Genomic DNA, 12821 nt, shown 5'->3' on the forward strand with positions numbered 1-12821 from the left:
AAAAGCCATCCTTTTGGGACGATCAAATCGCTTATTTTATGATGGAAAAGGTTGATGTTGTATAGTGCTTATCGGTTTAAAGGGTTTATAAGAGGATCCAGCATTATATTCTCATGGTCTATATTTGTAATAACAATGAGGGAGTGTTCTTTTTTGGCTCACTTGTCAGTGGATTGACAGACTGGTGAACGTTGTGTAAATTAATTGATAAACGACATGGAATACTTAGTGCAATTTATTGCATAGTACAGAAAGTATGGATAACTGAATCATGATGGGCCGTGATTATCAAATTTACGGATATAAATAAATAAAGGGGTTGAATGCTAGTGGAAGCTCTCGCACTAGAGCGAAAGGCAGAACAGAATAGGGAACTCCGTGAACGTCTTATGCAATTAAAGAAGGAACGAAACGCTATTATTCTCGCTCATTATTATCAACGTGATGAGATCCAAGAGGTGGCTGATTTCAGAGGAGATTCATTCTTGTTAGCACAGAAAGCAGCGCAGACGGATGCTGAAGTTATTGTATTCTGTGGCGTTCATTTCATGGGCGAGAGTGCTAAGATACTAGCACCTAATAAGACCGTTCTTATACCCGATGAACGTGCAGGCTGTCCCATGGCAGATATGGTCAATGTAGATGGTCTTCGTAAGCTTAAAGCAGAACATCCGAATGCGAAAGTCGTGACTTATATTAACTCATCTGCAGAGATTAAGGCAGAGACGGATATTTGTTGTACCTCAGCGAATGCTGTAAGGGTGATTCAATCTGTTGATTCTGACGAGATTATATGGGTTCCTGATAAGAATCTAGGACATTATGTACAGCAACATACAGACAAGAAGATGATTATTTGGGAAGGGTATTGTAATACTCACGATATGTTGACTGTAAAAGATGTATATGAAATGAAAGCTAAATATCCGAATGCACCATTCGTAGTTCATCCAGAATGCCGTCCAGAAGTGGTTGAATTAGGTGATTTCGTAGGAAGTACAACGGCGATTCTCGAGTATTGTAAGAAATCAGATGCCAAGGAATTTATCGTAGGCACGGAAGATGGTACAGGATTTCAGCTTCGACTAGATAGCCCAGATACGACGTTCCATTTCGCCACTAAGTTTCTAGTGTGTCCTAATATGAAGGTGAATAACCTTAAAAAACTGGTAAAGTGCTTGGAGACGATGAAGCCACAAATCTACGTCCCTCCTGCTGTTGCCGATAAAGCTAGAATTTCCCTAGAGCGCATGTTACAAGTCCAGTAACATGCGCTACTCCTTCTTATAAGACAGGTGAAGAATGGTCATGATTCCACAGTATTTAGTAGATTTTGATCTTGCGTCTCTGCCAAAAGTGAAGACTGATGTGATCGTAGTTGGATCCGGTATCGCAGGATTGTTTACAGCGATCAAGGCAGGTAAAGACAGGAATGTCATTATGATCACGAAGAAATCTCTAACGGAGAGTAATACTCGCTATGCGCAAGGGGGAATTGCCGCTGTCACCTCTGAGGATGATTCACCGGTCTACCATCGGCAGGATACACTGCTGGCGGGGGCCGGTCTTTGTTCTTCTGCCTCAGTTGACGTACTTGTCAATGAAGGGCCTCATGGTGTAAGAGAATTGATTCGATTAGGAACTGCATTTGATGAGGAGAACGGGGAACTCGCGCTTACCCAAGAGGGAGCTCATAGTCATAGACGTATATTGCATGCAAACGGAGATGCAACCGGTTTTGAGATCGTACGGGCATTGTCTGAGAAGGTTATAGCACAAGACAACATCGAGGTCTGGGGTAATCATTTTGTTATAGATGTGATTACAGACCAAGGAGTATGTGTTGGAGTGCTTGTACAGGGACCAGAGGGTCAACGGATTTTCGTGGAAGGAAATGCCACCATTATATGTTCCGGTGGGGCTGGACAATTATATCGTTATACCACGAATCCTGAGGTGGCAACCGCAGATGGCGTGGCTATTGGTTACCGGGCAGGGGCTCATATTCGTGATATGGAGTTTATTCAATTCCATCCAACGGCGTTATGTTACCCCGGTGCTCCACGGTTCCTAATATCCGAAGCTATGCGTGGGGAAGGTGCTATATTACGTAATATTAAAGGTGAGCGATTCATGGAGAAATATCACGAACTATTAGAACTTGCTCCTAGGGATATTGTGGCTCGAGCGATAGTGAGCGAGATGGAAGCAACGAAGTCTACATTCGTATACTTGGATATAACGCATGAACCTACAGATATGATTAAACATCGGTTCCCGAATATCTATGAGACATGTATGATCTATGGTCTGGATATAACGTCGGATTGGATTCCAGTGGCTCCGGCCGCACATTATATGATGGGTGGGATTCAGACCGACCTAAATGGTGAAAGCAGTATATCCCGTTTATTCGCATGTGGAGAGGTATCTTCTACAGGAGTACATGGGGCTAATCGTTTGGCGAGTAATTCTTTATCTGAAGCTATTGTGTTTGGCCGTCGAATAGTGAAAAGAATTCAGGAGTTGCCTCCACTTGATTGGTCAACGAGCGCACTCGTGGTAGACTATAAACGTAGTGATATTCCTACGCAAGCCATCGTTGAGCGGAGATTGAAACTACAGAAGATCATGGTTCGTTATGCTGGACTCCGCCGAGATCATATCCACTTAACAAAAGGATTGGAAGAACTTAATCGACAACTACCTATTTTTCAATCCGCATTGTTCAGAAAAGAAGAGTTCGAATTTGCGAACATGCTGACTTGTTCATTACTTATCACAAGTGCAGCTTTAGCACGTAAGGAAAGCCGTGGTGCACATTACCGAGAAGATTACCCTATGCGTGATGATATCGCTTGGCGCAAGCATCTATTACAGTTGCGCGGGCATGAAATAGTGGAGGAAGTCAGTGATGATGTTTAATGGATACAATGAAAATTTAGTGAAATCAATACAATATTGGCTGAAGGAAGATGTGGGTTCAGGGGATGTAACCACTCTCTCTACCATACCTGAAGGTCATCAATCCAAAGGAATTATTCATGCCAAAGAGGCTGGTATTGTGGCTGGTATACCTGTAGCGAAACGGGTATTTGAAGTGGTTGACCCTTCTCTGACTTTTATTGCTTATGTGGAAGAAGGACAAGTGGTTCAGAAAGGAACAGTGTTAGCTGAGGTAGAAGGCAGCACGCATCAGATTCTGACGGGTGAAAGATTAGCACTTAATTTGCTACAACGTATGTCGGGAATAGCTACGAAGACACGTAGTTTCGTTGATGTTTTGCAGGGTCTTCCAGTTCGTCTTGTAGATACTCGTAAGACAACACCAGGGCACCGTATGCTTGAGAAGTATGCTGTACGCGTAGGTGGTGGCGCCAATCATCGTTTTGGATTATATGATGCGGTCATGATTAAGGATAATCATATTAAGGGTGCTGGCGGTATTTCTCAGGCGGTTAGCCGTGCTCGTGCTCATATCCCACATACGATGACCATTGAAGTGGAGACAGAGAACTTAGAACAGGTGAATGAAGCCTTAAGAGCAGGAGCCGATATTATTATGCTCGATAACATGAGTTATAGCATGATGGCACAGGCGGTAGAACTTATTAAGACCGAAGCGCCACATGTTAAAGTGGAGGCATCTGGTAATGTATCATTAGATACAGTACATGCTATTGCTAAGACGGGCGTGGATATTATTTCGGTAGGTAGGTTAACTTATTCATTTGACAGTCTAGATATTAGCTTAGACCTCAACGCTAAGAAGGAGGCCCATCTTTCATGATTCTTGTAGTTGATATAGGGAATACAAACATTGTGCTAGGTATCTACAGAAATCGCGAACTTATTCATCATTTTAGACTCAGTACTGCACGTCAGTCTACGTTAGATGAGTTCGGGGTGATGTTCTCTAATTTATTTCGGATGTCAGACATTGCCATCAGTGAGATTAAAGGCGTCATTATATCGTCCGTTGTGCCACCTCTCGTGAATGTCTTTGAAGAGATGTGTCATAAATATATTGGCAAGGTGCCACTAGTGGTAGGACCTGGAATCAAGACCGGACTAAATCTGCGCTACGAGAACCCACGTGAGGTTGGCGCGGATCGGATCGTCAATGCGGTAGCTGCGGTAGATCAATATAAAGGCCCACTAGTGGTCGTTGATTTCGGGACGGCGACTACATTTGACTGTATTGATGAGCAAAGTAATTACCTGGGTGGTGCTATCGTACCGGGTATCGGCATTGCAACAGAAGCCCTTTACCAAAGAGCGTCGAAGCTACCTCGGATCGAATTAGAGAAACCTAAGAAGGTCATTGGACGAAATACAGTACATGCCATGCAAGCGGGTATTATTTTTGGATATGCTGGGCAAGTCGAGGGCATCGTAGAGCGCATTAAGGTTGAAATGGAAGCCCCTTTCCTTAAGGTAATTGCTACAGGGGGATTAGCAGAATTGATTGCAAGTGAAACCAAGTGTATTCAGGAAGTGAATCCATTGCTCACCCTTGAAGGGTTGCGCATCATTTATGAACGAAATCAATATTAAGTCACATCAGGAAGAGGAGGCATTAACGTAAGCTATGAACAATAAAAAAGATCGATTAATAAGAGGGACAGCTATGAATGGCCATGTTCGTGCCTTTGTGATACGGACAACAGCCTTGGTAGAAGAGCTTCGTCAGAGACATGATACGTGGCCTACAGCTACAGCAGCTATGGGACGTACCTTGACAGCGGCAGCTATGATGGGTGCGATGCTTAAGGGAAAAGAAAAGATGAACATTCAAGTCAAGGGTGACGGACCCATTGGACAAATCGTAGCGGATGCCAACGCGCTAGGTGAAGTAAGGGGATATGTTACTAATCCGCACGTTCATTTACCAAGTAATAGTTTAGGGAAGCTGGATGTAGCTGGCGCGGTAGGGACAACAGGATTTATCCATGTTGTTAAGGATTTAGGGATGAAAGAACCTTATACGGGAAGCACTCCTATTATTTCAGGTGAATTGGGCGAGGATTTCACATATTATTTTGCGATATCGGAGCAGACTCCATCTGCCGTTGGCGTGGGCGTATTAGTAGGTCCTGATAATACTGTGATGGAAGCTGGAGGATTCATAGTTCAATTAATGCCAGGACTGAGTGATGATGAAATTACAGCCATTGAGAAGTCCGTGGGCTCACTTCCTCCCATCACTTCGTTAATGGATCAGGGAATGGAACTAGAAGAAATGCTCAAATGGTTGCTACCTGATGCAGAGGTACTTGATGAGATGGATATTCGCTTCCAATGTCAGTGTTCACATGAACGTGTTGAGCAGACGCTCATTAGCTTAGGACAAAGTGAGATTGAAGAATTAATTGCAGAAGATGAGAAGGCTGAGGTTATCTGTCATTTCTGTAATGAAGCGTATAACTTTGGTAAGGAAGAGCTGCAGCAAATATTAGAACAAGTCAAGAATTAATAGGTAGGTAATGATGAAGAGTATACGAGAAGGGAAGGCACTGTGGGCGGTCAATGTTGTCTTGGTATTAATTGTCTTGTTTATGGGAAGCCTCATCCTACTCCGTGGTCTTGGACCTGCATATCAGACCTCTTCTAAGGAGAAGGAGAGTAAGCCTGTTGCATCTGTAAATGGAGAGTTTATTACTGAGGAGGAATGGTCTCAGGAGCTCAAGCAGCGCTATGGACAGGATTTGCTGCTCCATATGTTGAACCGTAAGGTTGTGTTTGAGGAAGCTAAACTACGTCATATCAGTATAACAACTGAAGATATTGCACAGGAACTAAATAGGAACATTCAGGGATATGACTCAGAAGAAGCTTATTATCAACAGATGAAGAATGAGCTGGGGCTAACGCGTCAAGACATTGAATTAGAGACAGCCTACAGATTAGTGCTGGAGAAAATAGCGACATTAGGCATTGATATCAGCGATCAAGATATTGATCAATACCTTGAGGAGAATGGTGATCACTATGCAGCTACGAAACAAATGAAGCTTTCTCTAATCAAAGTCAACAATTCACAAGAAGCAGAGAACGTTATGGGTGAACTTGAGAAGGGAGCTGACTTCTCACAGATGGCGAGAGAGCGTTCACTAGATATGAATAGTCGAAGCCAGGGTGGGAAGTTGGGCGTAGTTGAGGAGGGTGATCCATTCTTACCCAAAGAGTTGATGGATACAGCGTCAACGTTAGAAATAGGTGATATTGCAGGGCCTTTTCAATGGGAAGATGGGTATGCCGTGATTCAATTAACAGATATTGTGATGGAAGAGAAAGAGGAACCCCAATACGTACGCGAGTCCATTCGTAAACAGCTTGCTCTTAATGAGGCCGCACCGCTTTCTCAATTAGAAGAGGAACTTCGGCATAAATACCAAGCGCAGATTCTAAACGTTATTCCTTCATCATAATTTTATAATCGATAGATACTTTGCTATATGATGGTACATAAATTTTAGCGAAGTATCTTTTTTAATGGACGGATATTGACAATGAGTGTGAATATTTGTTAATATGAAGGTATTAAAAACCAACTGAATTACTCGGATATAGAGAGAACAAATGGTCAGCGCGGTTTCCTATTAGAAATCAGGTGACCTGTCCATTATCCTTGGGATGTTCTCCTCAACATACAACTAGATTTACTGAAGTATAGCTACACATGGGACACTATCTATAACCAATATCTAAGGGAGGGCCTTACTCATGGCAAAAGTCGTGAACAATATTACCGAATTGATCGGAGGAACACCACTAGTACGTTTAAACCGTCTAGTGTCCGAAGACAGTGCAGAAATTTTTCTTAAATTAGAATATCAGAACCCAGGTTCTAGTGTGAAAGATCGGATCGCGATCAGTATCGTAGAAGAAGCAGAGAAGGATGGTACGCTGAAGCCTGGAGGCACTATTGTTGAAGCCACAAGTGGTAACACAGGAATTGGCCTAGCTATGGTAGCTGCCGCTAAAGGATATAAAGCTATTATCGTAATGCCTGAAACGATGAGTGTGGAGCGTCGTAACTTGCTTCGTGCTTATGGAGCAGAGCTTGTTCTTACGCCAGGGTCCGAAGGTATGAATGGCGCTGTTACTAAAGCAGAAGCTATCGTTAGTGAGAACCCTAGCTATTTCATGGCTGAGCAGTTCAAGAATCAAGCGAACGTAAAAATTCACCGTGAAACAACAGGTCCTGAGATCGTTGAAGCGATTGATTCTATCGGTGGTACTTTGGATGCTTTTATTGTTGGAATTGGTACAGGGGGTACGATCTCCGGAGCGGGTGAAGTGCTTAAGGAGAAATATCCGAATATTAGGATTGTTGCTGTTGAGCCTGCTGCATCGCCAATCTTGGCTGGTGGTAAACCGGGACCTCACAAAATTCAAGGACTAGGGGCTAACTTTATCCCTGAAATTTTAAATCGTGATATCTATGATGAAATCATTCATATCGAGAATGATGAAGCATTTGAAACTGCACGTCGTGTTGCTACAGAAGAAGGAATTCTTTCCGGTATTTCTTCAGGCGCCGCTGTATTTGCCGCACTTAAAGTGGCTAAAGAGTTAGGCAAAGGCAAACGTATTGTGGTTATTATTCCGAGTAATGGTGAGCGTTACCTCAGTACACCACTTTATAATTTCGAAGCTTAAATGGCTATATACTCGTTGAACCCCTATTGCGCGCTTATCGGCAAGAGGGTTTTTTTTGTAGGAAATCAGAAGCGAATAGATCAGATTTAGTAAAAGGACTTTTCAAAAGGGTACCTGCTAAAGTATACTGACAACCAAGTTTATGCTTTAGGAGGAGATAAGGTGACAGATGAAGTGTTAACTTCACTTGATAAGTGGAAAAGCTGGGCTACTGAAGGGTGGAGTGTGCTGCCTTATCTTATAAGGATGAAGGTGAGTGACGGTCTTCCGGCTTCATGGTCAGGGGTATGGGAATCCATCGCTTCGCCTTATGCTGTGGTGCTTGAGAGCGCCAAGGGTGGTCGGTATACCTATCTGGGTGTCGATCCTGTATCTATTCTTTCGGGAAAAGATAACGTTGCTACACTTACCGATCTAAGGTCTGGAAGAACCGAAGCGTTGAAGGGTAAGCCATTAGAAGTATTAGAGAACTGGATGGCTCCTTATCGTTCGCCGAAACTAGGTATTGACGGCATACCCCCTTTCATAGGTGGCTGTGTTGGGTTTATAGGATATGATATTGTTCGCTCTTTAGAGCGGATTCCTTCCATTGCACAAGACGATCCAGGATTTCCTGATTACTTGTGGATGAGGATGGAAGAAATTTGGATATATGATAACGTAGATCAAGCTATGTATTGTGCAATACATTGTCCTTTGTGTGAAGGTGCAGATGAGATAGATAAAGTTTATGCAGAAACAGAGAAACGCGCAATTGAGATGATGGAACTGTGGAATTCGTATACCAAGTCGGGTTCTATTAAGAATGATAATCTACAAGGTGAGCGAACTCGCCGTATGGAGAAGCTCTCACAGGTGAATGAGCTAGAGCTTGCACCGCTGGCAAATGCTAGCACTCAGGATGCTTTTGAGAAGGCTGTACTGCGGATCCAAGAATATATCCGTCAAGGCGATGTATTCCAGGTTAATTTATCACTTCGTCAGGAGCTAGAGCTTCAGTCTTCGCCAGAACAAATCTATGAATGGCTTCGTCTGTTGAATCCATCTCCGTATATGGGATTACTTAGATCCCCTACGTTCTCACTCGTAAGTGGTTCACCTGAACTGTTAGTGAAGTTGGATGGAGACAAGGTTAGTGCACGCCCCATCGCGGGAACGAGACGCAGAGGAACGACAGAGATAGAGGATGGGTTGATGGCGGACGAGCTACTCATGAATGAAAAAGAACGTGCTGAGCACATTATGTTAGTTGATCTTGAACGTAACGATATTGGACGAATCGCTGCGTATGGTTCGGTACGTGTGCCTGAGCTGATGACAATTGAATACTATTCACACGTTATGCATCTCGTCTCTCAAGTGGAAGGACAGCTAGCAGAAGGGAAACGGTCGTATGATGTTATAGCGGCTCTCTTTCCAGGAGGTACGATTACAGGTGCCCCGAAGATTCGTACAATGGAAATCATTGAAGAGCTGGAGCCTGTTCGTCGCGGTCCTTATACCGGTTCTATGGGCTGGATTGACTATAATGGTAATATGGAATTAAATATTATTATACGAACATTGGCTGTTATGAATGGCAAGGGATATATTCAAGCAGGAGCTGGCATTGTTATGGATTCTAATCCGTACAGGGAGTATCGGGAATGTCACAATAAAGCTAAGGCGATGGTAAAAGCCGTTCTATGTAGTGAAGAAGAAAGTAACGAAGCGAGGGAGATGTTTCTATGATTTTAGTAATCGATAACTATGACTCTTTTACGTACAATCTTGTTCAGTATTTAGGCGAATTAGGCGAAGAGGTAAAGGTATATCGTAATGATGAGATTGATATTGCAGGGATAACTGCCCTAGCGCCAGATCATATTCTTATCTCACCAGGTCCTTGTACACCGAACGAAGCAGGTATTAGTCTAGAGACGATTCAACATTTCAAAGGCATGATTCCTATATTTGGTGTCTGTTTAGGTCATCAGGCTATCGGACAAGCTTTTGGAGGGAATGTGATTCGTGCAGAACGTCTAATGCATGGCAAAACTTCTCCAATTCATCATCAAGGCACCTCTGTGTTCGAAGGGCTTCAATCGCCCTTTACAGCGACAAGATATCATTCGTTATTAGTGGAGCGCGCGAGCTTGCCAGACTGTCTTGAGATCACAGCGGAGACAGAGGAAGGCGAAATTATGGGTTTACGCCACAAAGAATATCAAATTGAAGGCGTACAATTCCATCCTGAGTCCATTATTACCGATCACGGGCATAAGATGCTTAGTAACTTTTTGAAGCAGTCTATTGGAAATAAGGCATGACATTTGTAGGGAAGAACCACAGTATCGTAGAGGCTAAAGATGCTGTGGTATCCGTAATGGATCATGGATTTTTATATGGGATGGGTCTATTTGAGACGTTTCGTACCTATCAAGGGAACCCTTTTTTACTGGATAGGCATTTAACAAGACTCTCTGAGGGCTGTAGGTTACTAGGTATCCCGTATAAAGTGGATATAGAACGTACCTTAACATGGATTAGGGCAGTTATGCAGGCTAATGGTCTACAAGAGGCCTATATCCGTTATACGGTTAGCGCAGGCGAAGATGTGCTTGGACTACCTACAGGAGATTATAATAACCCGAATCATTTCCTCACCGTTAAAGAACTGCCAGTTCCGTCTGCTGATCTTTATCGTAGCGGTAAGGGACTACAACAGCTCTCTACGCCCCGTAATACACCAGAGACTTCAGAGCGGCTTAAATCATTACATTATATGAATAATATATTAGCTAAGCGTGAGTTGTCTTCATATCCTGAGGCAACTAAGGTTCAGGCGGAGGGCCTAATGTTGACAGATAAGGGATATGTGGCAGAGGGTATCGTTAGTAATGTTGTGATGGTTCGGGGAGGCACGATATATACGCCAGCGCTTTCTACAGGGATACTTCCAGGGATTACGAGAGCCGTTGTGATGGAGCTTGCAGTAGAGGAAGGTATTCGCTGCGAGGAGGGGTTGTATACATGGGACGATTTGCTCGGCGCTGAGGAAATATGGATGACGAGCTCCATTCAAGAGCTGGTTCCCATTACATCACTTCTAGGGCTGAATGGTTCCTGTCATAGAGTGGGCAATGGTACAGCAGGACCGATTACGATGAAGCTATTGCATTTATATCGACAGAAGGCAGGGATTTACGAATGAAGACGACCCTTTATGAACGAATCTTTTCTTGTGGGGAGACAGAGTTAAAGCTTGGACAAGCTACCCTTATTATGGGGGTATTGAATGTTACGCCAGACTCTTTCTCTGATGGTGGACGCTATATTGATTCGGATCGAGCCGTTCAACATGCATTACAAATGATCGAGGATGGTGCTGATCTAATTGATATTGGTGGTGAATCCACTCGACCTGGGTTTCAGCAGATATCGACAGAGGAGGAGCTTCAACGTGTTCTTCCTGTTATTGAGGCTATTCACCGCGCCGCGCCGCATATTCCTCTTTCTATAGATACGTATAAAGCAGAAGTAGCTCGTCAGTCTATACAGGCAGGAGCACATATTATCAATGATATCTGGCGAGGTATTGGGGATCCGTTAATGCTGTCGACCGCGGCTGAGCTTTCTTGTCCTATTATTCTAATGCATAATCGTCATCAGCAGAGGTATACTCATCTTATTCCTGATATGGTCGATGACTTGAAGGAAAGTATTGAGTTAGCCATACGAGCGGGTGTAGCACAGCATAATATTATTCTTGACCCTGGTGTGGGATTTGCTAAAGATTATGATGATAATATGCACGTCATGATGAACCTTGACGTATTAGTTCAACTTGGTTATCCGGTATTGCTCGCTACATCGCGTAAGAAATTTATCAGAACGGCATTAGATTTACCAGTAGATGATGTAATTGAAGGAACAGCGGCAACGGTGGCTTTTGGAATTGCCCAAGGCTGTCAAATTGTACGTGTACATGATGTCAAGGCAATCAAACGTACGGTTCGTATGTGTGACGCAATGCTATATGCTTCACATGATATGAACTAAATAAGAACTTGAATAGAAAGTTGGTATTTATCTTGGATAAAATGGTTATGAGAAGAATGGAATATTACGGATATCACGGTGTTTTTGCAGAGGAACGGAAGCTAGGTCAACGCTACTACATTGACTTAGAACTCGAAATGGACTTACGAGAAGCTGGAGAAAATGATGATCTAAGTAAAACGGTTAATTATGCTGAAGTTCATGTGCTTGTGAAAGAAATTGTAGAGAATAAATCTTTCCAATTGATAGAAGCCTTAGGAGAATATATTGCATCCTCGGTATTAGACACTTATACTAGTATCAATGCATTAACGGTCAAAGTGACCAAGCCGCATCCCCCGTTCGACATTCATTTCGAAGGTGTTACGGTGGAGCTGTTCAGGACAAGAAAGTGAGAATCCATCATGAAGTTACATTCTACCTCTGAGTTATCAGAGGCTTATATTGCATTAGGGGCAAATTTGGGTGATCGTGAGAAAACCTTAATGGATGCCATTGATCGACTCCATGCACACCCTCAGATTACAGTTCTTCGCTGTTCCAGTTTGTATGAGACAGAGCCCGTAGGCTATGCAGATCAGCCTTTTTTTCTCAACATGGCACTTGCTATTAAGACTGATCTAAGCCCACACGTTTTACTCTCAGTTATGCAAACAATAGAGCAAGTTCTAGGTCGAGTAAGGCATATTCTAAATGGACCACGAACGTTAGATTTAGATCTCCTATGGATGGAAGGTCGGGAGGAGAATACCCCAGATCTCATTCTTCCGCATCCGCGGATGGAAGAACGCGCCTTCGTACTCGTTCCCTTAAATGATATTGTAGGTCAGGGTGAGACTTCTGGCTTGCATCGTGTAGTTAAGACAGCAATTGAGAGACTGGATGGAAAGGAAGGAATACGGCTTTGGACAACATGCAACTGGCAAACCGCATCCGAGCATTCCGAAAGCTAAAAGGATTTACACAACAGGAGCTAGCAACTAAGACAGGAATTTCTCTCTCTGTACTCGGCACTATTGAACGTGGTAATCGTCAAGCTGAAGATCAAATTTTAAATAAGATTGTAGAGGTTCTGGGTATTTCCATCAGCGACCTAAAGGAGTGACAGACACAAC

14 protein-coding genes are annotated in these 12821 nt (G+C 43.3%); all 14 read left to right on the top strand.

Going from position 1 to position 12821, the window contains the following annotated elements; all coding sequences use genetic code 11:
* The first annotated feature begins 329 nt into the window (after nucleotides 1-329).
* The 14 genes from nadA (at nucleotide 330) to UB51_RS27405 (ending at nucleotide 12811) form a co-directional block, all read left to right on the top strand.
* The gene (gene nadA / locus UB51_RS22400) at nucleotides 330-1268 is read left to right on the top strand and encodes a quinolinate synthase NadA (protein ID WP_044880369.1); all 939 of its coding nucleotides are present in this window, start codon (nucleotides 330-332) and stop codon (nucleotides 1266-1268) included.
* Between the two features lie 40 nt (nucleotides 1269-1308).
* On the top strand, nucleotides 1309-2925 hold the full coding sequence (nadB, locus tag UB51_RS22405; protein ID WP_044879210.1) for an L-aspartate oxidase: 1617 nt from the start codon (nucleotides 1309-1311) through the stop codon (nucleotides 2923-2925).
* Nucleotides 2915-3790 (top strand): carboxylating nicotinate-nucleotide diphosphorylase, encoded by an 876-nt coding sequence (gene nadC / locus UB51_RS22410; RefSeq protein ID WP_044879211.1) that lies wholly within the window; start codon nucleotides 2915-2917, stop codon nucleotides 3788-3790. The genes nadB and nadC overlap by 11 nt, the downstream gene beginning before the upstream one ends.
* Nucleotides 3787-4557 (top strand): type III pantothenate kinase, encoded by a 771-nt coding sequence (locus tag UB51_RS22415; protein ID WP_044879212.1) that lies wholly within the window; start codon nucleotides 3787-3789, stop codon nucleotides 4555-4557. Before nadC ends, UB51_RS22415 begins: the two co-directional genes overlap by 4 nt.
* A gap of 34 nt (nucleotides 4558-4591) precedes the next feature.
* On the top strand, nucleotides 4592-5476 hold the full coding sequence (gene hslO / locus UB51_RS22420) for an Hsp33 family molecular chaperone HslO (RefSeq protein ID WP_044879213.1): 885 nt from the start codon (nucleotides 4592-4594) through the stop codon (nucleotides 5474-5476).
* A 10-nt stretch (nucleotides 5477-5486) separates the two neighbouring features.
* Nucleotides 5487-6431, top strand: coding sequence for a peptidylprolyl isomerase (locus tag UB51_RS22425; RefSeq protein ID WP_082063228.1), 945 nt, complete (start codon nucleotides 5487-5489; stop codon nucleotides 6429-6431).
* Nucleotides 6432-6726: 295 nt separating this feature from the next.
* On the top strand, nucleotides 6727-7665 hold the full coding sequence (gene cysK / locus UB51_RS22430) for a cysteine synthase A (RefSeq protein ID WP_044879215.1): 939 nt from the start codon (nucleotides 6727-6729) through the stop codon (nucleotides 7663-7665).
* Nucleotides 7666-7827: 162 nt separating this feature from the next.
* Nucleotides 7828-9396: an anthranilate synthase component I family protein gene (locus tag UB51_RS22435; RefSeq protein WP_044879216.1), complete on the top strand. Its 1569-nt coding sequence runs from the start codon at nucleotides 7828-7830 to the stop codon at nucleotides 9394-9396.
* Entirely contained in the window at nucleotides 9393-9974 is a 582-nt protein-coding gene (gene pabA, locus UB51_RS22440) for an aminodeoxychorismate/anthranilate synthase component II (RefSeq protein ID WP_044879217.1), read from the top strand. The genes UB51_RS22435 and pabA overlap by 4 nt, the downstream gene beginning before the upstream one ends.
* On the top strand, nucleotides 9971-10858 hold the full coding sequence (locus UB51_RS22445; protein ID WP_044879218.1) for an aminotransferase class IV: 888 nt from the start codon (nucleotides 9971-9973) through the stop codon (nucleotides 10856-10858). Before pabA ends, UB51_RS22445 begins: the two co-directional genes overlap by 4 nt.
* Nucleotides 10855-11706, top strand: a complete 852-nt coding sequence (folP, locus tag UB51_RS22450; protein WP_044879219.1) for a dihydropteroate synthase — start codon at nucleotides 10855-10857, stop codon at nucleotides 11704-11706. The genes UB51_RS22445 and folP overlap by 4 nt, the downstream gene beginning before the upstream one ends.
* 32 nt (nucleotides 11707-11738) lie before the next feature.
* Nucleotides 11739-12101, top strand: coding sequence for a dihydroneopterin aldolase (gene folB / locus UB51_RS22455; RefSeq protein WP_044879220.1), 363 nt, complete (start codon nucleotides 11739-11741; stop codon nucleotides 12099-12101).
* A gap of 9 nt (nucleotides 12102-12110) precedes the next feature.
* Nucleotides 12111-12659, top strand: coding sequence for a 2-amino-4-hydroxy-6-hydroxymethyldihydropteridine diphosphokinase (gene folK / locus UB51_RS22460; protein WP_044879221.1), 549 nt, complete (start codon nucleotides 12111-12113; stop codon nucleotides 12657-12659).
* Nucleotides 12611-12811 carry a helix-turn-helix domain-containing protein gene (locus UB51_RS27405; protein WP_082063229.1) on the top strand — a complete coding sequence of 67 codons (201 nt, stop codon included), beginning with the start codon at nucleotides 12611-12613 and terminating at the stop codon, nucleotides 12809-12811. Before folK ends, UB51_RS27405 begins: the two co-directional genes overlap by 49 nt.
* The last annotated feature ends 10 nt before the right edge of the window (nucleotides 12812-12821 follow it).

Source organism: Paenibacillus sp. IHBB 10380, assembly GCF_000949425.1.
In the GTDB taxonomy this organism is placed as follows: domain Bacteria; phylum Bacillota; class Bacilli; order Paenibacillales; family Paenibacillaceae; genus Paenibacillus_AQ.

Bases quoted from the DNA above. Each gene is read 5' to 3' on its own strand.
- UB51_RS22445 (WP_044879218.1), top strand. From the start codon at position 9,971: ATGACATTTGTAGGGAAGAACCACAGTATCGTAGAGGCTAAAGATGCT.
- UB51_RS22425 (WP_082063228.1), top strand. From the start codon at position 5,487: ATGATGAAGAGTATACGAGAAGGGAAGGCACTGTGGGCGGTCAATGTT.
- folP (WP_044879219.1), top strand. From the start codon at position 10,855: ATGAAGACGACCCTTTATGAACGAATCTTTTCTTGTGGGGAGACAGAG.
- folK (WP_044879221.1), top strand. From the start codon at position 12,111: ATGAAGTTACATTCTACCTCTGAGTTATCAGAGGCTTATATTGCATTA.
- hslO (WP_044879213.1), top strand. From the start codon at position 4,592: ATGAACAATAAAAAAGATCGATTAATAAGAGGGACAGCTATGAATGGC.
- UB51_RS22415 (WP_044879212.1), top strand. From the start codon at position 3,787: ATGATTCTTGTAGTTGATATAGGGAATACAAACATTGTGCTAGGTATC.
- cysK (WP_044879215.1), top strand. From the start codon at position 6,727: ATGGCAAAAGTCGTGAACAATATTACCGAATTGATCGGAGGAACACCA.
- pabA (WP_044879217.1), top strand. From the start codon at position 9,393: ATGATTTTAGTAATCGATAACTATGACTCTTTTACGTACAATCTTGTT.
- nadC (WP_044879211.1), top strand. From the start codon at position 2,915: ATGATGTTTAATGGATACAATGAAAATTTAGTGAAATCAATACAATAT.
- nadB (WP_044879210.1), top strand. From the start codon at position 1,309: ATGATTCCACAGTATTTAGTAGATTTTGATCTTGCGTCTCTGCCAAAA.